We start from the raw sequence: 21,017 nt of genomic DNA on the forward strand, positions 1-21,017 counted from the left end.
CATGCGCATGCGTCCCCTGATCGCGGCTACCGCTGCCGCACTGCTCCTGCTCGCCGGATGCGCGAGCAGCGATGCCGGGGGCGGTGCGACGGCGACCGCCACGCCGTCCGCGACCGCCGCCGCCAACGCACTGGAGGGTGATCTCACGGTCTTCGCCGCGGCCTCGCTGAAAGCGGCGTTCGATGAGATCGCCGTCGCCTTCGAGGAGGAGAACCCGGGGGTGGACGTGCTCCCGATCACCTACGACGGCTCGAGCACCCTCGCCACGCAGATCATCGAGGGCGCACCGGTCGACGTGTTCGCCTCGGCCGACGAGAAGAACATGACGAAGGTCACCGACGAGGACCTCATCGCCTCGACCGAGCTGTTCGCCGCGAACACGCTGGTCGTGGCGCTGCCGCCCGGAAATCCCGCCGGAGTCGACAGCCTCGACGACCTCGCCGATCCGGCGACCACTGTCGTGCTGTGCGCGCCCGAGGTCCCGTGCGGGGCGGCATCCCAGACGCTGCTGACCAACGCCGGCCTCGCCGTCACCCCCGTCAGCCTGGAGCAGAACGTCACCGCCGTGCTCACCAAGGTGGCAGCCGACGAAGCCGATGCCGGACTGGTGTACAAGACGGATGTCGCGAACAACGACGCCGTGGAGAGCTTCGCCCCCGACGGGGCGGCGGACGTCGTCAACAGCTACCCGATCGGTGCGCTCGCAGACTCGGCGAACCCCGACGCGGCCGCGGCGTTCGCCGCATTCGTGACCGGTGAGCGCGGCCAGGAGATCCTGGCGTCGTACGGCTTCGGCGCTCCGTGAGCAGATGGCGCGGCGCCGGGGGATTCGTCCCGCCGATCCTCGCCGTGCCCGCCGTCCTCGGGCTCGCACTGCTGATCCTGCCGCTGGCGGCGCTGGTCGGCCGCGTCGAATGGTCGACGCTGTGGGCCGACATCACCGCGCCGGCCGCGGTCGATGCACTGCTGCTGTCCCTGCGGACAGGACTCACGGCGACGGCGCTGTGCATCGTCCTCGGCGTGCCGCTGGCACTCGTGATGGCCCGGTCGGGCTCCCGGCTGTCGGCGATGCTTCGTGCGCTGGTGACCGTGCCCCTCGTCCTTCCGCCGATGGTCGGCGGGGTCGCGCTGCTGTTCCTGTTCGGGCGCAGCGCGCCGCTCGGGGTGCTCTTGGATGAGACGTGGGGGCTGCGCATCCCGTTCACCACGACAGCGGTCGTCCTCGCGCAGACCTTCGTCGCGCTGCCGTTCCTGGTCCTGGCGCTCGAAGGATCGCTGCGCACCTCCGGGGTCGGGTACGAGCGGACGGCGGCGACGCTCGGCGCCGGTCGGTGGACGATCCTGCGGCGGGTCACCCTGCCGCTCGCGGCGCCCGGACTCATCGCCGGGATCGTGCTGTGCTTCGCCCGCGCGATCGGCGAGTTCGGCGCGACCGCGCTGTTCGCCGGCAACGCCCCCGGCGTCACCCAGACGATGCCGCTCGCGATCTACACGGCCTTCAACGGCTCAGGTGTCGGGCAGGGGACCGCGGTGGCGCTCTCGCTCCTTCTGCTGCTGACCGCCGTCACCGTGCTGTTGCTCGTGCGGGCATGGCGCCCGGAGGCGTCGCGATGACGGCGGCGCTGGCCGCGCACGTCGTCGTGGTCCGGCCAGGATTCCGGCTCGACGCGACGCTGGATGCCGCGCCCGGCGAGATCGTCGCGATCATGGGTCCGAGCGGTGCAGGGAAGTCGACGCTGCTGGCGACGATCGCGGGCCTGGAGCGGCTGAGCGGCGGATCCGTCAGCATCGGCGACGACATGGTGGCGAGCAAGGGCCGGCACACCAGACCCGAGAAGCGGGGCGTCGCGCTCCTCGGTCAGGATCCGCGACTGTTCCCGCACCTGAGTGCGCGGGAGAACATCGCGTTCGGTCCTCGCGCCCGTGGCACCGACCGGACGACGGCGCGGGCCGACGCCGACGAATGGCTGTGGCGGGTCGGCCTCGACGGCAGCGGCGACCGGCGGCCGGGGCAGCTGTCCGGCGGTCAGCAGCAGCGGGTGGCGATCGCCCGCGCCCTGGCCGCGGCGCCGCGGCTCCTGCTCCTCGACGAGCCGCTGACCTCGCTCGACACCGAGACCGCAGGCGAGATCCGCGGTGTGCTCCAGACGCAGCTGGCCGCGGCGGGCACGACGACCGTGTTCGCCACGCACGATGCCGTCGACGCGGTGGCGGTGGCATCGCGCCTGGCGATCCTCGAGGCGGGCTCGCTCACCCAGACCGGTCCGGTCCGGGATGTCCTGGGAGCACCCGCGAGCCGCTTCGCGGCATCCGTCGCCGGGGTCAACCGCGTCGTCGGCGAAGCGCACCGAGGGATGTGGCGTGCGATCGGCGTGCGTCCGGGCGTTGTGCTGGCAGGGACGGATGCTGCGGGTGAACGTGCGTCGGCGGAGTCAGCCGACGGCAGTCCGCTGGCTGCCGTGTTCCGCGCGGATGCGGTGCGGTTGAGCTCGGCGGCGGAATCGTCGTGGACCGGCGAGCTTCGCCTGGCCGAGTCCGAAGCGCCGACGTCCGGCGCGTGGATCGCTCGGGTCGAGCGATTGGAGCAGACGCTCGGAGGCGTGCGGGTGCACACCGCCGAGCCGCCGATCGCCGTCGATCTCCCCACCGAAGCGGTGGCGCTGCTGCACTTGCGTCCTGGGACGCCGGTGCGACTCCGCGTCGAGGCGGCCGACGTGCGCCTCCAGCCGATGTGAGAAGGCGCCGTCCAGCGGTAGCCTCGCCGGGTGAGCCGCATCCGCCCGTTCCGGCCCGGCGATGAGCCGGCCCTCGCTGAGATCTGCGTGCGCACGGCGGATGCCGGCGCCGACGCCACCGGGATCTTCGACGACGACGCGATCTGGGCGGCGATCTTCGTCCTGCCCTACGTCGCTCGTCACCCGGAGTACGCGTTCGTGGTCGAGACGGACGACGGTCGCGTCGTCGGCTACATCGTGGGCGCTCCTGACACCGATGCGTTCGAGGAGTGGTTCCGGACGCAGTGGTGGCCCGCTCGTGCTGCGCGGTGGCCATTGCCTTCCGCCGAGGCATCCCGTCAGGACGGCACGCTCATCTACGCCTACGGTCGCCGCGCAGGCGGCGAGCCGTACGGGCGGGACTACGCCGCGCACCTGCACATCGACCTGCTGCCGGAGGCGCAGGGACACGGGTGGGGGCGCCGCCTGATCGACACCCTGATCGGAGCGCTCCGGGCGGATGGCGTCACAGGGCTGCATCTGGTCGCCTCCGACGCCAACACGGGTGCGCTGGCGTTCTACGAGCGACTCGGGTTCGAACCGTTGGAGTCCCATCCCGGAGTCCAGGCGTTCGGCATGCGCCTGTGACCTGCCCCGACCCTGCCGCTGCGCGAAGCGCTCGTCAACCCCTGCTCTGCGCGTGCCCGCTGACGTAGCGTTCGGAGGGTGACCGATCTGACCGCGCCCACGGGCCAGGAATCCGCGCTGCGCGCGCAGCCGAAGCCGGATGGATCGGCGCCGCGTGCGCTCGTCCTCGGCGCCACCGGCTACGTCGGGGGGCGCCTTGTGCCCAGACTCCTCAGCGCGGGCTACGCGGTCCGCGTCCTGGCACGGGACCCGGCCCGCGTCGGCGCCTTCGAGTGGGGGGATCGGGTCGAGATCGCACAGGGCGATGCCGCCGACACCGAGGCGGTCACCGCCGCCGCGCAGGACGTCGATGTGCTCTACTATCTCGTGCACTCCATGGGCGCCGGCAAGGGGTTCGAGGAGGCCGACCGCGAGGCCGCGCGAGCCGTCGCGGCGGCTGCGGCCGCGGCATCCGTCGGTCGCATCGTGTATCTCGGCGGCCTGCATCCGGAGCACACCGAACTCTCGCCGCACCTGCGGTCCCGCGTCGAGGTCGGCCAGACGCTGCTGGACAGCGGTGTGCCCACGCTCGTCCTGCAGGCCGGCGTCGTGATCGGCTCGGGCTCGGCCTCGTTCGAAATGGTGCGCCACCTCACCGACGTCCTGCCGTACATGCCGGCGCCGAAGTGGGTGCGCAACCGCATCCAGCCGATCGCGGTGCGCGATGTGCTGCACTATCTGCTGGGCGCGGCGCGCGTCGACCCGGACGTCAACCGGGCCGTGGACATCGGCGGACCCGACGTGCCGCGCTACGGACAGATGATGAACGGCTACGCGCTCGAGGCCGGCCTTCCGCAACGCGGGATCGCCGCGCTGCCGGTGCTCACCCCGCGCCTCGCCTCGCACTGGGTGAACCTCGTCACACCGATTCCCCGTCGCGTGGCGATGCCGCTGGTCGAGTCGCTGCAGAACGAGTGCATCATGAAGAACCACGACATCGACGAGCTCATCCCGCAGCCCGAGGGGGGTCTCACCTCCTACCGCCGCGCCGTCGCGCTGGCGCTGGGCAAGGTGAAGGCCGACGCCATCGAGACGAGCTGGCAGGACGCCGAGGTGCTGGGCGTTCCCAGCGACCCACTGCCCGGCGATCCGGACTGGGCGGGCAAGACCGTCTTCACCGACGAGCGGACCGCGACGACGGATGCCTCGTCCGAGGCGCTGTGGCGCGTCATCCAGGGCATCGGCGGCGACCGCGGGTGGTACTCGAACCCACTGCTGTGGGCGGTGCGCGGCTGGATGGACAAGCTCGTCGGCGGCGTGGGCCTGCGCCGCGGACGTCGCAACCGCGACCGCCTGGTGGTCGGCGACGCGGTGGATTTCTGGCGCGTCGAGGCGATCGAGCCCGGCTCGCTGCTGCGGCTGCGGGCGGAGATGAAGGTGCCGGGCCTGGCCTGGCTGGAGATGCGGGCCACGCCGGACGGCGCCGGTGCCCGCTACGACCAGCGCGCGATCTATTTCCCCAGCGGGCTCTCCGGGCGTCTGTACTGGCTGGCGGTGCTGCCGTTCCACGGCTTCATCTTCCGCGGGATGGCCAATCGCATCACCGCGACCGCCGAACAGGAGTCGAGCGAGACTGAAAGCGCGACGGCCTCGAGCTGACCGCACACGGTTAGGCTCGTTGCATGCAGCGGGCGGACCTGAGCGGCCGCGGGGGGCGCGCATGAGCGCGGTTCCCGTGACGATCGGCGTGCGCTCGCCGACCGTTTTCCGGGACGAGGCTCACGCGGTATCCGCCTCCCGCGGACGCCCGCTGACCGACACCCACGGCCGGGTGCACCGCGACCTGCGCATCTCGCTGACCGACCGTTGTTCACTGCGGTGCACGTACTGCATGCCCGAGCAGGGGAACGAGTGGCTGGCGCGCACGAGCATCCTGAGCACGGACGAGATCGAGCGGATCGCACGTGTCGCCGCGGCTGCGGGGATCACGACGTTCCGCCTCACCGGGGGCGAGCCGCTCCTGCGCACCGACATCGTCGACGTGGTCAGCCGCCTGGCCGCCCTCGAGGGGCCCGCGGGCCCGGTCGAGATCGCGATGACCACGAACGGGATCCGGCTGGCCGAGCTGCTCCCGTCGCTCATGGACGCGGGCCTGCAGCGACTGAACATCAGCATCGACACCCTGCAGCGGGATCGATTCCGCGAACTCACCCGTCGTGACCGGCTGGACGACGTGCTCGAGGGGATCGCTGCGGCCGCTGCATCCGGTCTTCGTCCGCTGAAGCTCAACGCGGTCGCGATGCGTGGCGTCAACGACGACGAGCTCGTCGATCTGGTCGAATTCGCCGTCGCCTCCGGCGCGCAGATGCGCTTCATCGAGCAGATGCCGCTGGATGCGGGCCACACGTGGGACCGTTCGCAGATGGTCACCCGTGAGGAGATCGTCGACGCGCTGGCCACGCGCTGGGACCTCGTCCCGCTGCCGGGCCGCGGTGGAGCGCCCGCCGAACGCTGGACGCTGGACGGTGGGCCGCACACGGTGGGGGTCATCGCCTCGGTGACCGCCCCGTTCTGCGGCGACTGCGACCGGCTGCGGCTCACCGCAGACGGCCAACTGCGCAACTGCCTGTTCTCCACCACCGAGTACGACCTGCTGCCGACCCTTCGGCAGGATCAGGGATCTGGTCTGGCGGCTCGGGAGTCGGACATCGATGACGGAATCGATCGGATGCTGCGCTCCTGCGTGCACGGCAAGCTTCCGGGGCACGCGATCAACGACCCCGCATTCCTGCAGCCCGCGCGCGGCATGAACGCGATCGGCGGCTAGTTGCTGCGCTGAGCGACGCACGCGCAAGCCGCGAATGAACACTTTGTCGCATTCACAGGGTTCTGCCAGGTTCCCTTTATGCTGAGCGTCATGACTTCCGTTACCTCGCAGGCCGACTTCTCGGCCCTCTATACCGTTTCGAGCATCTTCAGCCTGATCCTCTATGTGATCATCGTCATCGCCCTGTGGAAGGTCTTCACCAAGGCGGGCAAGGCCGGCTGGCTGGCGATCATCCCGATCGTGAACCTCTTCGTCCTCACCAAGATCGCCGGGTTCTCGTACTGGATGGGGCTGCTCTACCTCATCCCGATCGTGAACATCATCCTGCACATCATCGTCGCGCTCCGCGTCGGCAAGGCCTTCGGTCAGGGTGCGGTGTTCTCCGTCTTCCTGCTGTGGCTCTTCTCGTTCATCGGCTACCTCATCCTCGGCTTCGGTTCCGCGACCTACGACAAGTCGCGCATCGACGCCGTCTGACCTCGCCCTACGAAACGGCGCTGCCCCGCGAGGGGCGGCGCCGTTTCCCGTTGCGCACCCGGTTGACGACGCGAACCGCGACGCGCGCGGGCAGGACCGCGGCGACCGCGAGCATCTCGGGCATCGTCCGATCACCGCGCCGCAGGATGATCCCGCTCTCCCAGGTGTCACGCACGCTCCCGCCGCGGCGGACGCGCGGCGGCTTCGGCGGGAGGGTGCCCCGACGTCGCTCATCGACCAGGGCGGTCAGCTGCGGGACCCAATCGTCGAGGCTCGGGTCGTGGAAGTAGTTGTCTGCGAGCCACTGCGGGCGCGGCATCCGGAAGTCACGCGAGATGACCGCCTCCTCACCCGCGAGCAGGCCGCTGCCGCGGAACACCGGGTTGATGAGGTCGTCCGAGACACCGAAGGTGTCCAGCGCGATGCTGGGCACGCCGAAGGCGATCGCCTCGATGGCGGCTGTCGAACTGACCGTCACCAGGCCCTCGGCGGTGCTGAGAGCCCGCGCCATCGAGTCGGTGGAGATCACCAGGTTCGGCGGCAGTGGGCCGAGGGTCCGCAGCAGCTCGGGGTAGCTGTCGGCGTCGCGCTCGCGGTGCGTCTGATGCTCGCCCTTCACTGCGCGGAGTTTGACCACCACCCGGCGCTCGGGCTCGGCCCGCGCGGCGCGAACCAGCATCCGCGCGATGGTCAGCCGCTCGTCGCGCAGCCGCGGCACGATCGCCTGGGCCGCGAAGACGAGGTCGCCGCCTCGGCCTGACCGGGTCCGATGCTGCGCGAACGGCAAGTGAGCGAGGGCGAATCGCTGGGACATGCCCCGACGGTCCGCGAGGTCCGTGAACGCACGGATCTCGCGGGTCGAGTGGAGCACGAACAGGTCGCACTGCGTGCGGTGGACGAGCGCGGCCGTGGTCTCGGGGATGGAGATCCCGGGTAGTCCTGTCACCAGCAGCGGACGCGGGGTGAGGGCAGCGACCAGGCGCGCCACCACGCGGACGACCGGACCCCGGGCGGCCAGGAGCACCGCATCGGGCTCGGCCGCGGTGATGTGCGCCGTCAGCTCGGACAGCCGGGTGCGCCGGACGCTCGCGGCATCCAGCCCGCTGCCGGCCGTCGCCGATCGCTGCTGGGCGGCGCTGACGACCAGGGACGTCTCGAGGATCAGCAGCTCCACCGCCACCGAATCGGGGAGCGTGCCCAGAAGCGCCGCGCTCCACTTCACGTACGAGTCGCTGTCGGCGATCGCGATGATGCGCATCGAAGCGCTCAGCGCAGGCCGACCGTGCGTCGCAGCCACCTCACGCGGCCACCCGACGGAGTTTTGCGAGGGGTGCGAGCTCGCCGGGGAACACCCGCTTCACGCCGTCCCCGAGCGCGGTCTCCACGATGCGGATGTCGCGGACGAGGTGCTGCAGACCTGCCGGCTCCAGTGATGCGGCGTGGTCGGATCCCCACATGGTCCGGTCGAGGGTGATGTGGCGCTCGACCGCGACGGCGCCGAGTGCGACGGCGGCGAGGGAGATCTGCAGTCCGCGCTCGTGTCCCGAGTATCCGACGGGAACGCCGGGGAAGCGGTCGCGGAGGGTCGGGATCATCCGGAGGTTCGCCTCCTCGGGCTCCATCGGGTACGTCGATGTGGCATGCATCAGGACGAGTCGGTCGGTGCCCAGGACGCCGATCGCGGCGTCGATCTGCTCCATCGTCGACATGCCGGTGGACAGGATGATCGGCTTGCCGGTGTCGCGGAGGGCCTCGAGCAGCTCCGTATCGGTGAGCGATGCCGACGCGACCTTGTGCGCGGCCACGTTGATGTCCTCGAGGAACGCGACGCTGGGGACATCCCATGGCGACGCGAACCACTCGAGGCCGCGAAGGAGCGCGTGATCGGCGATCTCGATGTACTGATCACGGTCGAACTCGACGCGGTTGCGGTACTCGAGGTAGCTCATGGTGCCCCACGGCGTCTCGCGCGGCACGTCGCGCATGTGGGCGGGTGTGGAGATCTCCGGGGTGCGCTTCTGGAATTTCACCGCGTCAACGCCGGCGTCCGCCGCGACGTCGATGAGCTTCTTGGCGAGGTCGACGTCGCCGTTGTGGTTCAGGCCGATCTCGGCGATCAGATACGCGGGGTGACCGCCTCCGACGACGTTCGATCCGATGGTGACGGTCATCGCGGACTCCTTGCTGTGGGGGAAGGGGAGGATGCCTCGCCCGCCGACGATCGCCGGCCGCGCAGGACGGCATCGGCGAGTTCGCGGACGACACCGTCACCCCCCGCACGGCGCAGCACCACGCGGGCGGCCGCGATCACGAGCGGGTGGGCATCGGCGGTGGCCACCGGCCAGCCGACGATCTCGAGGCAGGCCAGGTCGTTCACGTCATTGCCGAGGTAAGCGATGCGCTCGAGGGTGACGCCCGCCTGGTCGGCCCATTCGCGCAGCGCCGCGGCCTTCTCGTCGACGCCCTGGCGCACGTCGACGCGCAGCTTGCGCGCCCGGGCGGTCACGACCGGGTTCTGCTCCGTGGACAGGATGAGGACCGGGATGCCTTCCCGCCGCAGCATCGCGATGCCCATGCCGTCCGAGCGGCTGACGCGAACCTGCTCGTTCCCGTCGGCGTCGACGAGCGCGGTGTCGTCGGTGTGCACTCCGTCGAAGTCGGTGACGACGGCATCCACCTCCAGCGCGCGATCGCTCGCGTTCGATCGATGGGCCTGGGCTCGTGCGATCTCCAGCTGCTCGGGAGAGTCGATCTCGATGGCGGTGCGTTCGGGCACCTCGGCGATGCCGACGCGGCCGAAGAACCGGTGGCCCGCCGATCGGAAGCCCGCCGCATCCATCACATAGAAGGCGCCCGTCTCGAGGAAGTGCGGCTCGCGGTCCTGCCGGCGGGGCCGGAAGGCGTCGTCGTGGTTGATCCCCGTCGCGCTGCCGTCGTCCCGCGCGCGCCACAGGAATCCGTACGTCTCGATCGCGGCGAAGACGCTGTCGGCATCGCCTCGCCGGACGGAGTCGATCGCGCGTGCGAGCGCTGCCGAATCGATGAACGGCGAGGTGGCCTGGAGGAACGCCAGCACGCCGACGTCGATCCCGTCGCCGTCGAGGATTTCCAGCGCGTGCAGGAGTGCGCTCTCGCTGCTCGCGGTGTCTCCGGCGATCTCGGCCGGGCGCGCGACGATACCGGCGCCCCACCCCCGGGCGACCGCCGCGATCTCCTCGTCGTCGGTGGAGACGAGCACCCGATCGATGCCGGGAACCGCCCGCGCGCTGAGGATCGCGCGTCCGATCAGCGGGACGCCGCCGACGCGCTGCAGGTTCTTGCGCGGGATGCCCTTCGACCCGCCTCGGGCGGGGATGATCGCGATCGCCTCGCTCATCGGTCGCGCTCAGTCAAGGCGGTCGTGTCCGACGCGTCGCCGATGTGCACGACGCTGCCGGTCCCGTCCAGGACGAGCGGGAGCGTCGTGGTGATGCTCGAGGGGAGCGTGAGGATCTGCAGAGGGCGGCGGGTCCCGGCGAGGACGAGTTCGACCGGCAGCGCCAGGCGCGAGACGGTCACGTTCTCGATCGCCGTGACGGCGGCGAGCTGAGTGGCGGGTTCGCGGCGGTGCGGGAGGTAGGTGACCGCGCCGGCGGACGCGTGGCCCGCGACCCAGCCGAGGTAGTCGTCCAGGCTCATCCGTCCGTCGACCGGTCGGGCGCTGCCCAGGACCAGACGGGCGCTCGGCAGATCCGGGTCCGGCGCGGTCCGGCGGGTCCACTCGAAGGCGTGCCGGCGCACACCCATGCCGCGGTCGGCGAGTTCGGTCAGCCGGAGCTCGCCGAGTTCGAAGGCGGTGAAGAAGTCGACCGTGTGAGCCCGAGCGCGCGTGTGGATGCGGTGCAGGGCGAACGGGACCAGGCGGGTGGTCATGCCTCGCTCATCCACTCCGGGCCGCGCGAAGGGGCGTCGGCCGAGGAGCACGTCCGCGAACGCGCGCGTGTTCGCGCCGTCGTCGAGGAACGTGATGCGCCGAGGGCGCAGGATCGAGGCTGCCAGGCGGAACTGCCCGGAGAATCCGTCGCCGATCAGCCAGTGCGAGTGGCGGGCGAGCAGCTGCCAGGGGATGCCGAGGTAGGGCTCGAGCGTCGCGAAGAAGGCTCCGCGTGCGACGAGGGCGTCAGCGGTCTCGGACATCTGCGCGGTCAGCCGACCCGCAACGGGAACCTCGACCGAGTTCGCCGCCGCCCACTCCGCTGCTCCGATGAGTTGGAGAGGCGATTCGACCCACGCGAGTGCAGCGTTGTGGCTCACTTCACCCGCTTCCGACCGGAACACCCGTCTCCACACGATCGCCGCGTCGTGTGAACACATCCACGCGCTTTTCTGGCCATCGCGAGACACCTCGATGAACGATTCGAGACGTCCGACGCCGCAGCTCTGCGGATCACGGCACCCAAACCGGTCCGAGGCCGCCGTACTGAGGGAGAATCAGAGGGTGAGCTGCACGAATCCCGCATCCGAGTTCGAGGCGCTGGTGTACCTCGTCGAGCGACTCGTGGGCCGTTTTCCGGAATGCAGCGAAGACGAGCTGTTCGTTCTGATCGCCGACGAACTGGAATCGTTCGACAACGTCCGCGTCCGCGACTACGTTCCGCTGCTCGTGGAGCACAACGTGCTCCGACGCCTCCGCGCCGAACGGGCCCACGCCGCCTGAAAGGATGCGGGACGTGACGTTCTGGATCTGCGCGACGTGTGCGGTGGAGCACGCGGAACGCTCGGCGGTCTGCGCCATCTGCGCGGACGAGCGCCAGTGGATCCCCTCGGACGGGCAGCGCTGGACGTCGCTGACCGAGATGACGGATGCCGGCTACCGCACCGCGATCGCGGAGCTCGAACCGGATCTCTGGGCGGTCTCCAGCACGCCCGGCGCCGGGATCGGGCAGCAGTCGAAGCTGGTGTGCACGAAAGAGGGATCGGTGCTCTTCGATCCCCTGGGCTTCCTCGATGAGGCGGCGGTGCGCGGCATCCTGGATCTCGGGCCCGTCGCCGCGATCGTCGCGAGCCATCCGCACATGTTCGGCGTGCAGGTCGAGTGGAGCCACGCGCTCGGGGGAGTGCCGGTGCTCGTCGCCGAGAAGGACCGCGGGTGGGTTGCCCGGGACGACCACGCAATACAGTCCTGGTCGGCCGAGGTCGAGGTCCTGCCGGGTGTGACGCTGAGCCAGACCGGCGGGCACTTCCCCGGCAGCAGCGTCGTGCACTGGAGCGGTGCCGCCGACGGCAAGGGCGTGCTCCTGGCCAGCGACACCATCTTCCCGAACGCCGACCGATCGTCGGTCAGCTTCATGCGGAGCTTCCCGAACCCGCTTCCGCTGTCCGGAGCGGTTGTGGAACGCGTGACCGCGCACGTGGAGCGCTTCGAGTTCGACCGGCTCTACGGAAACTTCGAGCGGGTGATCCCGGCCGATGCCCGCGCGATCGTCCGCAGATCGGCGGATCGTCACATCGGCTGGGTGAACGGCGACTTCGATCACCTGACCTGAGCGGTCCGCCCGGCGAGCGCCTCGCGCTGAGCGAGCAGTCCTAGACTGCTGCGATGACGGCCCACCCGGCGGATCCGCGCGACTGCCCGACCTGCGGCGACCCGCTCGTGTTCGAGATCCTCGACGACGAGCGCTTCCTCGTCGCGTGGTCGTGCGTGAACTGCGGTCTCATCCGCACCACCGAGCCGGTGTAGAGGGGCCGTTTGCCCGCTGCGAACTCGACCGGTGTGCGTCAGGGACGGCTGTGGACGTGCCGCGTCGGGCGGTAGACCAGCTCCTGAGTGCGGCCGTCGAGCGTCCGAGCCTCCAGCAGCTCCAGATCGAAGTCCTCAGCGCCACGGAGCACCGGGCTGGTTCCCGTGCGGCCGGAGATGACCGGAAAGATCGTGAGCTGCAGGCGATCGACCAGTCCGGCGGCCATCAGGGCGCGGTTCAGTGACAGGCTCGCCTGCGAGCGTAGCGGCACCGGTGATTCCTTCTTGATCCGCCGCACGATCTGGACGGCATCGCCGCGCTCTATCGTCGCATCCGGCCAGCCGCCGGTGTCTTCCAGCGTCGAGGAGATGACTGTTGCCGGCATCCGCATCAAGCGGACGTTCCACTCGTCGAACGAATTCGGGTCATGCCCCGACAGCATGATGTCGGCGACTTCTCTGAAGGTCGTCGCGCCGTAGATCAAACGCTGCGGGGTGCCGAACTGCTCGGCACGGCGTTCCAGCAACTCCGGCCCCTGCTTGCTCCAGTACCCGCCCCAGTCGCCGTCCGCGGAGTACGATCCGTAGCCGTCGAGGGTCGCGAAGACGTCCCAGGTGTATTCAGCGGTCAAGTCGGTCCCTTTCTCTTCACGCCACGAGCCGACCCTACGACCGCGAGGACCGTCGGGCCAGGCCCTCCTTCACTCGCGGGTTTCGGGGGCGGGCTCAAGATCCTGTTTCTGCGGGGCACGAGACGGTGCGCAGGAGGTCGAGGTGCGAGCGATCCTGGTTCGCGGCCTGATCCAGCAGTAGCGTCGGTCTCATGCTCGATGACATCGACCCCGCGGCGACGCCGCTGGCGGAGTGGCTGGATCGTCTCGCAGAGGCGCACGGTGCGCCAGGCGGGGGCGCCGCGTGTGCCGTGATGACAGGGATCTCGGCAGCGCTGCTGGGCATGGTGGCTTCGTATACCGCGCACAGCTCCGAAGCTCGGGTCGCCGCGGAACGACTCGGTGGCACGCGGCGCGCAGCGACGACGGCTGCGGAGGAGGATGGCATTCACTCGGCGGCGTTCGGTGCCGCGCTCGCGATGGACGAAGGCCCCGAACGTGAAAAGGCAGTCCGACGCGAGAGCCTGGACGCGATCGCCTCCACGCTGCACATCGGGCGACTCGGAGCATCCCTCGTGGACGACGCCCGCCTGCTTGCGAACATCGGGAATCGGAATGTCGAGGCCGATCTCTGCGTCGCAATCGAGGCGCTCCGCGCAGCCCTCGATGGTGCGAACCATACCGCGCGCGCAAATCTCGACCTTCTGTCGAGGCATCGGACGGCCGATGACGGTCTGGACGAACACGTCGCGGCGTTCGAGCTCGAGCTTCGAGCCATTGCGCAGAAGCGAGCAGACCTCGACCGCATCGCCTCGCGCTGCTGACGTCAGTCGCTGCGCCCACGGCGTAGCACATCAGTGTCCCCGATTTCCGACGTCGACGGACATCGTCCGGCTGGTGATCATCGAGTGGTGTGCCTCCGAATGACCTCTCGGCGACGCGTCGCTCCCGTCAGTAGGGCATGATCGCCTCTATGTCGGGATCGCCGAGCGGCTTTGCATTCACGGTGAGCGGCTCGCGAGTCGAGATCCGCCACCATGGCCGCCATGCGACGACGCTTCGCAATGCCGCCGCTCAGAAGTTCATCGCTGACGTGGAACGCGGCGATCCGCAGCAGGTGATGGCTCGGGCGACTGGCAACTACAAGCGTGGCAACGAGCGATCCGGCAGCCGCCGCGTATAGGCGACGGCGCCGGTGCCGAGCGCGGACGGTCAGCCGGAGGTGTCGCGGCTGTGATGTGGCGTCGCGGGCGGCCTGGGGTGAAGCGGTCACTGCACTCGTGAACCTCGCGGCGTCGGTCTGCCTGCTCGCGGCATCGTGAGCCGAAAGGTCCGAGTGGTCGTCGACGGAGAGACATTCGAGGTGTCAGTCGTGGTAGTCCGACCCACGAGCCGTGCGCCGTTGGAGCATGTCGTCCGTTCTTCAAAGCAGATCGGCGGGCCGCTCCACCTCTTCGAGGAAGACGGATGCGGTTCGCTCGGACAGGGGATTGTGTACGGATGCAGTCCACACGTCGGTGATGCGGTAGTACTTGCCGGATATCTCGACCCCGTTCCCGATCTGTGGCGGAATCTCGGCGTACTTGTCTTCGAGGATGTGTTCTTGACCGACGTAGTAGTTGAGCGGGATACGGCTGAACGTTGACATGGCGGTCAGTTTGCCAGCGTCGGCGGCGTGGACGCCACCGTCGTCGTCGTCCGAGAGTGCGTCGTCGTCGCCGCCGAGCCGATACTCAGACGACATCGGACGTTATCGCGACGACTACTCGCACCCGCCCGAAGGCCGGTCATCGCGCGGGCGTCGGGTTCCGGTCTTGTCCTCAGGCGATGCGGATGAATCGAGGGCCCTCGTAACCGTCGCGGCTCACGGACTCCTGGAACATGCCGAGGGGTCGCACCCAGAAGCTGTAGTCGTCGTAGAGCTTGCGGTAGAAGACGAGCTGCTCCTCGGTCTCACTGTGCCGTCCGACGCCGATCACTTCGTAACGCGCGCCCTTGAAGTGCTGGTAGATCCCCGGCTCGACGGCGGCGGGTGTCGGTGACATCATCCCGCGATCATAAGTGGTCCCAGGATCGCGATATCAGCGTCATCCATTCTGGAGGGGGATGAGCGTGGGCAAATACGAGATGGCGGGTATGTCATCGCGCCCAAGCCGGTCGCTCACCGGCCCGGAAGCCGGTCGAACAGCGGGCGGACCGAGTGTTGATCCGATGGTCGGGTGGGGTTCTAGAGTCGCGGCATGCGGATTGTCGTGTCGGGTACTCATGCGAGTGGGAAGAGCACGCTGGTGTCGGACTTCGCTCTTCGCCATCCGGAGTTCGCGGTGTTGCCTGATCCGTTCGATCTTGTGGATGAGTCGTGGGACAGTCCGAGCGCGGCGTTGTTCGCCGCGCAGCTTCGGATCTCCGCAGCCCGTCTTCGTCCGGGTGAGGCGGCTGAGGACTTCATCGCCGAGCGTGGCCCGATCGATTTCCTCGCCTACTTGTTGGCGTTGGACGATGTGACTCGGGTATCGACCTCACGCGAACTGTTGGAGCGTGCGACGTCGATGACGCGGGACGCGCTGGCGCACATCGACCTTCTCGTTGTCTTGCCGCTCACGACACGGGACGATGTGGCGCCCGACGCCGATGAGCACTCGGCGCTCCGAGAGGCGATGAACGACGTTCTCCTCGACCTCATCGACAACCCCGAGGTCGTCGGGGAGGGCACCAACGTCGTCGAGATCACTGGCGACCGGAGCCATCGGCTGGCCGCGCTCGAAACTCTCGCCATCGGTCGACCCCTCTGACACCGCTCGCGGCCGGGACGCGGACGCTAAGGCCCGGGAGCCGGTCCATCTGCGATGCATCTCTCGTGGTGACGGCGGATCTTCCTGCGGTTGCGGCCATCGGCGGTGAAGGACGCCCGTGCATTCAGTCGAAGTGGTTGGTGGACGGCATCCGCTCAACGGGGGCATCAGTTGCGCCATGACAGGGTCATGTCGCAACCGGGTCAGCCAGGCCACTTCGGAACGCCGGAAAAGCGTGCCTCAGTGATGCTCACTGTGCCACCGAGAAAACATCGAGTCGCGATCCTTGAAAAAACTGGGATCGCAGGGCGGAGGATAGGGTGCCTGAGTTCATGACATAGGTCCCAGGTGATACGACGCTGGTGTCTCGGGTCATGAGTCACAGTTCGGTGCATGTCGAAGCACCGGGTTGTGGTCCTGAAGATCGTCGCTGGGCAGCTCACCGTGACCGAAGCGGCCGAGCAGTACGGGCTGTCGCGGAGACAGCTGCACCGGTTGCTCGCACGCTACCGCGAGCACGGTCTCGACGCCGTCGATCCTCAGTCCCGGCGGCCGAGAAGCAATCCGAGATCCACGCCGCGCGAAGTCGTCGACCGAATCGTCGCACTCCGCACGGATCTCACCGCTCGAGGATTGGATGCCGGACCGGTCACGATCCGATGGCACCTCGAGCGTGAAGGCCTGCACGTCCCGTCGCCGGCGACGATCCACCGCATCCTGACCCGCGCCGGACTCATAACCCCGGAACCCCGCAAACGCCCCCGCTCCTCGTACATCCGCTTCGAAGCAGCCCAACCCAACGAGACCTGGCAGTCGGACTTCACTCACTGGCGCCTCACCGACGGCACCGACGTCGAGATCCTGAACTGGCTCGATGATCACTCCCGCAAGCTACTCTCCTGCACCGTCCACACCCCCGTCACCGGGGACGACGTCGTCACCACATTCCTCACCACCACTGAGGAATACGGGGTTCCCGCCTCGACCCTGACCGACAACGGCCGGGTTTACACCGCCCGACACGGCGGCGGCCGTAACGCCTTCGAACACCTCCTGCCCGTGCTCGGAGTGAAACAGAAGAACGGCAAACCGAACCACCCGCAAACTCAAGGCAAGATCGAACGCTTCCATCAAACCCAGAAACGCTGGCTCGCCCAGCAACCCACCGCCACCACGGTCCTCGAGCTGCAAACCCAACTCGACCGGCTCCGCATCGAATACAACGAGCACCGCCCACACCGTGCTCTGGACCGCAAGACCCCCTCAGAGGCCTACCTGGCGACGCCCAAAGCACTCCCCGGAGCAGGACGACTCCCAGACCGCTACCGGCTCCGCTACGACCGCATCGACACCGACGGTCACGTCAGCATCCGCCGAGCCGGCCGCATGCACCACCTCGGAATCGGCCGCGACCACACCGGAAAACGCATCCTCGCGATCACCGACGAAACCACCGTCACCGTCGTCCACCTCGACACCGGCGAAGTCCTCAGCGAACACACCATCGACCCCGCCCGCGGCTACTGGCGAAACATCCTCAAACCAGCCGGCCGATGGCCCCAGAAACGACAGATGTCTCGCGACATATGAGACATATGTCGCGAGACATCACAGGGCGGAGGATAGGGGATTCGAACCCCTGAGGGCTTTCACCCAACACGCTTTCCAAGCGTGCGCCATAGGCCACTAGGCGAATCCTCCATGGCCTTTTCGGGCCGCGGACCATCTTACCTGGTGCGAGCGGTCGTCCCCGACCCGGCGTAGACGCTGCCCGGGCGGACGATCAGCGATCGCGGCACGAGCAGCGCGAGGATCCGGCGCGGAAGCTCGACAGAACCCAGCATCTGTGCTCGAACGGCGGTTGCGGCATCCGCCATCGCATCTCCCTGCCAGAAGGCGTGCTTGCCGCCGGGAGCGTAGCTCGCGCGCTCGATCGAGCTGATCAGCAGACTCATCTCGGCATGCGGCGCGCCGTGCTCCTGGATCAGCCGCGTGCCGAGGATGCGCGGTGTCTCGCTGGCCGGCACGTCGATGCCGAGGTCGATGGCGATGTCCTGCACGGCCAGCCACGCCGCTGCCGCATCGCCGGCGCGCGCGGCGCTCATCATCTGCCGGCGCCGCAGCTCGCGGATGAGCGCGGGGATCGCGAGGGCGAACAGGATGCCGAGCACGATGGCCAACGCCGGCACCGGGTTGACCGTACTGGTGCTCGAACCCGACTGCGAGGCGTCCTGCCTCTGCGTCGGGTCATCGGGCAGCAGTCCTGGGTCCAGTGATGCCGACGAGCTCGGAAGCGGTGTCGCCTCTGCACCGTCCGCGCCCGGCCGGGTGTCGGTGGCGGCGGGGGAGTAGCTCGTCGGGACACCGAGTCCGTTGGTCGGCTCGAACGGCACCCATCCGATGCCTTCGAAGAAGATCTCCGGCCACGCATGCAGCTGACCGCTGGTGACCGAGTAGACGGTCTCACGATCGACCGCATCGCCGTTGGCGACACCGGGCAGGTACCCGACGACGATGCGACTGGGCATGTTCAGCGTGCGGGCCATCAGGGCGAACGCCGACGCGTAGTGGATGCAGTAGCCCTCGCGCTGCCGCAGGAACTCCGCGACTGCGTCGATCCCCGAACCGTCGAAGCCGTCCTCGACGGGAGCGTCCAGCGAGTAGCGGAATTCGGAGCTGCGGAACCATGACTGCAGTGCGACGAGGGCGTCGTAGTCGTTCTCGGTGCCGGCGGTGACCTGCGCTGCCAGCTCGCTCACGATTGGGTCGAGCCCTTCGGGGACGGTCGTGGTGCCATCCCGCTGGTCCGGTCCACCGGCCTCGGTCGCACGGATCTGCTCGAGGGTGGGGCGCGGCACGTTGCTCACGACCTCGTAGCTCTGCCCCTGGGTCGTGGCCGCCTGGCTGATGACCGTACGGTTGTACGGCACCGCCGACCACTCACCGCGCAGTCCATTGACGCTGACGGCGGGGTAGGAGACCGGAAGCCAGGGCGAAGCGAGATTGGTCACCTCGACGGTCGTCACGTATTCGGCCAGCCGGACATCATCGACGACCGGCACGCCACCGAGGCCCACTTCACCGTCCAGAGGTACGGTCCGTACGTTGTCGGGCTGCCAGACGGCTCCGTCGAACTGCGACAGCGTCGTGGCCCGCAGGTAGGGCGGCGTCGGCGCATCGCTGCGTACCAGCAGCACTTCGACCTCTCTCGGTCTGCGCAGATCGTCGCCGAGCTGCAGCGTCGCATCGATACCCGGCCCGCTGCCGATCGACCCTGCTCCCGCGCGAACGGTGGGCTGGGGGAGCAGCGGCGCCGCGACCAGTGCGACGACGACGGCGACCGCGCCGATGCCGAGGGCGGTCGCAGGAACCCCCGCGGTCCGGGTCGCCTCGCGCTCCAGCGGAGCTTCCCGTGAACGCGTCTCGGTCCGCATCAAGAAGAGGATCGCCGCGGCCAGCAGGACGAAGGCCATCACATCGACCTCACCCGGCACGGCGATCGAGGGGATGAGCGAGACGGCGATCAGTCCGATGGCCGCCAGCAGCGGCATCCGCGCCGTCAGCACGACGTGGTCCACGATGATCGCGAGCAGACCCGTGCCGCCGACGATCAACAGGGTGAGGGCGAGACTGGCATCCAGCGGGGCGGCTCCGACGGCGATCTCCTCGCCGGCGGCGGTGATCAGACCCGGGATGCTGCGGACCGTCTCCGGAGTCGGGAACAGCCACAGCAGCGCAGTGTCCCTCAGGAAGACGAAGGTCATGAAGATGACCCAGACTGCAGCCTCGACGAGGGTGACGGCGATGGCGGGAAGCCGGTAGCGCCGTGCCAGGAATCCGGCGGCGAGCACGGCGACGCAGAGGAGAATCGATCCGAGGAGCCAGCTGCTGGGCCGCACGACCCGCATCAACGGGAGGAGGGCGGCGAAGACGGCGACCAGCACGCCGATCGTCAGCGACAGATCGGCTTTGCGACGCCCCGGTCGATCCGCGCGCTCAACGTCCGGCATGGGTCACACCCCGATCGGTCGCTGCGCTCCAGGTCGCGGCGAGGTCGCCCTCCGGATCGAGCACGGCGGTGTGCCAGCCCGCGTCGGCGGCGCGTCCGAGCGAGTCGCCCACTGGCGCGAACGAGAGCACGATCGGCAGCGTGCTGTGATGGGCGACCGGTGCGATCGCCTCGGCGTCGGCCGGGTCGAAGCGACCCACGATGAGGACCACCGGGCCGGTCATGATGCCCGAGAACACGCGGGTGAGACGGGCGAGGTGGTCGTCGCGACGCGCGGTGACGCCGGCGAACTGGCCGATGAGTCCCTCGACCTCGGTCATGTCGCCGCCGTCGATCCGCTCGGCGAGCAGCGTTCCGTCGGTGTCGATGACCTCGACGGCGTACCCGTCGTGCACCAGTCTGCTCACCACCGAGACGCACGCCGACACGGCGGCCTCGAAGCCGGGGTCGGCGCCTGGCGCCTGCATCGCCTCCGGTGAATAGCGCAGCACACCGCGGTCGAGGACCACGGTGGCCTCGGGCGTCGATTCCTGCTCTTCCTGCCGCACCATCAGCGAGTCGCGATGGGCGCTGGCCCGCCAGTGGATACGGCGCATCGAATCGCCGGGGACGTATGGGCGGGCGATGAGGTTGTCGGCACCCTGACCCAGCTGGTTTGTCGTCGTGTGCAGCGTGCCGCCGGCCTCGCCCGCGAAGTTGCTCAGCGCCGGGAGATCGATCACCGCAGGAGCGACCGTCACGCGGGTGCGCTCGCCGAAGACCGTGCTGCGCCGCGCGATGCCGAACGGGTCGGTGGAGGTGACCGAGAGCGGACCGAGTGCATGGATGCCGCGGCGCGCGCCCGTGGCGGTGTACGAGAACTCGACGATGCGCTCCGCTCCCCGAAGTCCCGACCCGAGGGCCGGGAAGATCCCGTGCGCGCGGGCCGTCAGCCCGGAGGGGATGGTGTCGCGCCATTTGCCGGGAGCGGTGGGCAGCGCGGTGCGCACGCCCACGCGCACGTGCACGACGGCATCGCGCCCGACGGTGGCCACGTCGGGGGTCAGCGAACGGGTCACCGTGTCGGTGCGGCGGGTCAGGTACAGCGAGGCGATGCTCGCCCCGAGGACGGCCAGCAGCAGGATGCCGAAGTACATCAGCTCGACGATGCCGGCCTCGTTCGCCACGACGAAGCAGACGATCGCGATGACCAGCGCGCCCGTGCCCCGCACGGTGAGTGGCCAGAGGCGTCTCATGAGAAT

The 21,017-nt window shown here is 69.1% G+C and carries 23 protein-coding genes and 1 tRNA gene; 14 read left to right on the plus strand and 10 right to left on the minus strand.

The features are described 5' to 3' along the window. The first annotated feature begins 1 nt into the window (after position 1). The 7 genes from modA (at position 2) to BLT19_RS07715 (ending at position 6,645) form a co-directional block, all read left to right on the plus strand. Positions 2-805 carry a molybdate ABC transporter substrate-binding protein gene (gene modA / locus BLT19_RS07685; RefSeq protein WP_091488385.1) on the plus strand — a complete coding sequence of 268 codons (804 nt, stop codon included), beginning with the start codon at positions 2-4 and terminating at the stop codon, positions 803-805. Continuing rightward, a complete protein-coding gene (locus BLT19_RS07690) occupies positions 802-1,614 on the plus strand; it encodes an ABC transporter permease (protein ID WP_091488387.1) in 813 nt (270 codons plus the stop codon). Before modA ends, BLT19_RS07690 begins: the two co-directional genes overlap by 4 nt. Beyond that, positions 1,590-2,735, plus strand: coding sequence for a sulfate/molybdate ABC transporter ATP-binding protein (locus BLT19_RS07695; protein WP_091488388.1), 1,146 nt, complete (start codon positions 1,590-1,592; stop codon positions 2,733-2,735). The genes BLT19_RS07690 and BLT19_RS07695 overlap by 25 nt, the downstream gene beginning before the upstream one ends. Positions 2,736-2,765: 30 nt before the next feature. Beyond that, entirely contained in the window at positions 2,766-3,362 is a 597-nt protein-coding gene (locus BLT19_RS07700) for a GNAT family N-acetyltransferase (RefSeq protein WP_091488389.1), read from the plus strand. Positions 3,363-3,440: 78 nt separating this feature from the next. After that, complete coding sequence (locus BLT19_RS07705) at positions 3,441-5,000, plus strand: SDR family oxidoreductase (protein ID WP_091488390.1); 1,560 nt, start codon at positions 3,441-3,443, stop codon at positions 4,998-5,000. A 61-nt stretch (positions 5,001-5,061) separates the two neighbouring features. Then, positions 5,062-6,168: a GTP 3',8-cyclase MoaA gene (gene moaA / locus BLT19_RS07710; protein WP_091488391.1), complete on the plus strand. Its 1,107-nt coding sequence runs from the start codon at positions 5,062-5,064 to the stop codon at positions 6,166-6,168. Positions 6,169-6,258: 90 nt separating this feature from the next. Beyond that, on the plus strand, positions 6,259-6,645 hold the full coding sequence (locus tag BLT19_RS07715) for a DUF5684 domain-containing protein (protein WP_231917845.1): 387 nt from the start codon (positions 6,259-6,261) through the stop codon (positions 6,643-6,645). A gap of 7 nt (positions 6,646-6,652) precedes the next feature. Here the strand turns inward: BLT19_RS07715 and BLT19_RS07720 are convergent, their stop codons facing one another. From BLT19_RS07720 to BLT19_RS07735, 4 genes are read right to left on the minus strand one after another with little or no spacing between them, the layout of a single operon-like run. Then, positions 6,653-7,942 carry a DUF6716 putative glycosyltransferase gene (locus BLT19_RS07720; protein WP_157681806.1) on the minus strand — a complete coding sequence of 430 codons (1,290 nt, stop codon included), beginning with the start codon at positions 7,940-7,942 and terminating at the stop codon, positions 6,653-6,655. 1 nt (position 7,943) lies between these two features. After that, positions 7,944-8,816, minus strand: a complete 873-nt coding sequence (locus BLT19_RS07725; protein WP_091488394.1) for an N-acetylneuraminate synthase family protein — start codon at positions 8,814-8,816, stop codon at positions 7,944-7,946. Continuing rightward, positions 8,813-10,021, minus strand: coding sequence for an acylneuraminate cytidylyltransferase (locus tag BLT19_RS07730; protein WP_091488397.1), 1,209 nt, complete (start codon positions 10,019-10,021; stop codon positions 8,813-8,815). Before BLT19_RS07730 ends, BLT19_RS07725 begins: the two co-directional genes overlap by 4 nt. Beyond that, positions 10,018-10,938, minus strand: coding sequence for a hypothetical protein (locus tag BLT19_RS07735; protein ID WP_091493547.1), 921 nt, complete (start codon positions 10,936-10,938; stop codon positions 10,018-10,020). The genes BLT19_RS07730 and BLT19_RS07735 overlap by 4 nt, the downstream gene beginning before the upstream one ends. Positions 10,939-11,122: 184 nt before the next feature. Here BLT19_RS07735 and BLT19_RS07740 point away from each other — a divergent pair, with 184 nt between their 5' ends. Genes BLT19_RS07740 through BLT19_RS17770 form a run of 3 tightly spaced genes read left to right on the plus strand, consistent with a single transcriptional unit; the run spans position 11,123 to position 12,364 of the window. Continuing rightward, on the plus strand, positions 11,123-11,341 hold the full coding sequence (locus tag BLT19_RS07740; RefSeq protein WP_091488399.1) for a three-helix bundle dimerization domain-containing protein: 219 nt from the start codon (positions 11,123-11,125) through the stop codon (positions 11,339-11,341). Positions 11,342-11,345: 4 nt separating this feature from the next. After that, a complete protein-coding gene (locus tag BLT19_RS07745; protein WP_197673060.1) occupies positions 11,346-12,170 on the plus strand; it encodes an MBL fold metallo-hydrolase in 825 nt (274 codons plus the stop codon). A 53-nt stretch (positions 12,171-12,223) separates the two neighbouring features. Next, on the plus strand, positions 12,224-12,364 hold the full coding sequence (locus tag BLT19_RS17770; protein WP_172825606.1) for a hypothetical protein: 141 nt from the start codon (positions 12,224-12,226) through the stop codon (positions 12,362-12,364). 38 nt (positions 12,365-12,402) lie between these two features. Here BLT19_RS17770 and BLT19_RS07750 read toward each other — a convergent pair whose 3' ends face one another. Next, complete coding sequence (locus tag BLT19_RS07750) at positions 12,403-12,996, minus strand: dihydrofolate reductase family protein (protein WP_091488404.1); 594 nt, start codon at positions 12,994-12,996, stop codon at positions 12,403-12,405. 191 nt (positions 12,997-13,187) lie between these two features. Between BLT19_RS07750 and BLT19_RS07755 the strand changes: the two genes are divergently transcribed. Both BLT19_RS07755 and BLT19_RS07760 read left to right on the plus strand, forming a co-directional pair. Beyond that, positions 13,188-13,799 (plus strand): cyclodeaminase/cyclohydrolase family protein, encoded by a 612-nt coding sequence (locus tag BLT19_RS07755; RefSeq protein WP_091488407.1) that lies wholly within the window; start codon positions 13,188-13,190, stop codon positions 13,797-13,799. Between the two features lie 149 nt (positions 13,800-13,948). Then, positions 13,949-14,158 carry a hypothetical protein gene (locus tag BLT19_RS07760; RefSeq protein ID WP_091488410.1) on the plus strand — a complete coding sequence of 70 codons (210 nt, stop codon included), beginning with the start codon at positions 13,949-13,951 and terminating at the stop codon, positions 14,156-14,158. Between the two features lie 240 nt (positions 14,159-14,398). On the opposite strand, the gene BLT19_RS07765 is transcribed toward BLT19_RS07760, so the two are convergent. Then, the gene (locus tag BLT19_RS07765; protein ID WP_091488412.1) at positions 14,399-14,719 is read right to left on the minus strand and encodes a hypothetical protein; all 321 of its coding nucleotides are present in this window, start codon (positions 14,717-14,719) and stop codon (positions 14,399-14,401) included. A 76-nt stretch (positions 14,720-14,795) separates the two neighbouring features. Next, positions 14,796-15,023 carry a DUF1653 domain-containing protein gene (locus tag BLT19_RS07770; RefSeq protein WP_231917846.1) on the minus strand — a complete coding sequence of 76 codons (228 nt, stop codon included), beginning with the start codon at positions 15,021-15,023 and terminating at the stop codon, positions 14,796-14,798. Between the two features lie 240 nt (positions 15,024-15,263). Between BLT19_RS07770 and BLT19_RS07775 the strand changes: the two genes are divergently transcribed. Both BLT19_RS07775 and BLT19_RS07780 read left to right on the plus strand, forming a co-directional pair. After that, the gene (locus BLT19_RS07775; RefSeq protein WP_231917847.1) at positions 15,264-15,767 is read left to right on the plus strand and encodes a hypothetical protein; all 504 of its coding nucleotides are present in this window, start codon (positions 15,264-15,266) and stop codon (positions 15,765-15,767) included. Between the two features lie 393 nt (positions 15,768-16,160). Beyond that, a complete protein-coding gene (locus BLT19_RS07780; RefSeq protein ID WP_091488417.1) occupies positions 16,161-17,357 on the plus strand; it encodes an IS481 family transposase in 1,197 nt (398 codons plus the stop codon). A gap of 26 nt (positions 17,358-17,383) precedes the next feature. Here BLT19_RS07780 and BLT19_RS07785 read toward each other — a convergent pair. The 3 genes from BLT19_RS07785 to BLT19_RS07795 all read right to left on the minus strand — a co-directional run bounded on the left by BLT19_RS07785 (position 17,384) and on the right by BLT19_RS07795 (position 21,011). Continuing rightward, a tRNA-Ser gene (locus BLT19_RS07785) sits at positions 17,384-17,468 on the minus strand. A gap of 26 nt (positions 17,469-17,494) precedes the next feature. Beyond that, positions 17,495-19,777, minus strand: coding sequence for a transglutaminase family protein (locus BLT19_RS07790; RefSeq protein ID WP_091488420.1), 2,283 nt, complete (start codon positions 19,775-19,777; stop codon positions 17,495-17,497). Beyond that, entirely contained in the window at positions 19,764-21,011 is a 1,248-nt protein-coding gene (locus BLT19_RS07795) for a DUF58 domain-containing protein (RefSeq protein ID WP_091488422.1), read from the minus strand. The genes BLT19_RS07790 and BLT19_RS07795 overlap by 14 nt, the downstream gene beginning before the upstream one ends. Between the last annotated feature and the right edge of the window lie 6 nt (positions 21,012-21,017).

Origin of the sequence: Microbacterium pygmaeum (assembly GCF_900100885.1) — a bacterium.
Classification (GTDB): domain Bacteria; phylum Actinomycetota; class Actinomycetes; order Actinomycetales; family Microbacteriaceae; genus Microbacterium; species Microbacterium pygmaeum.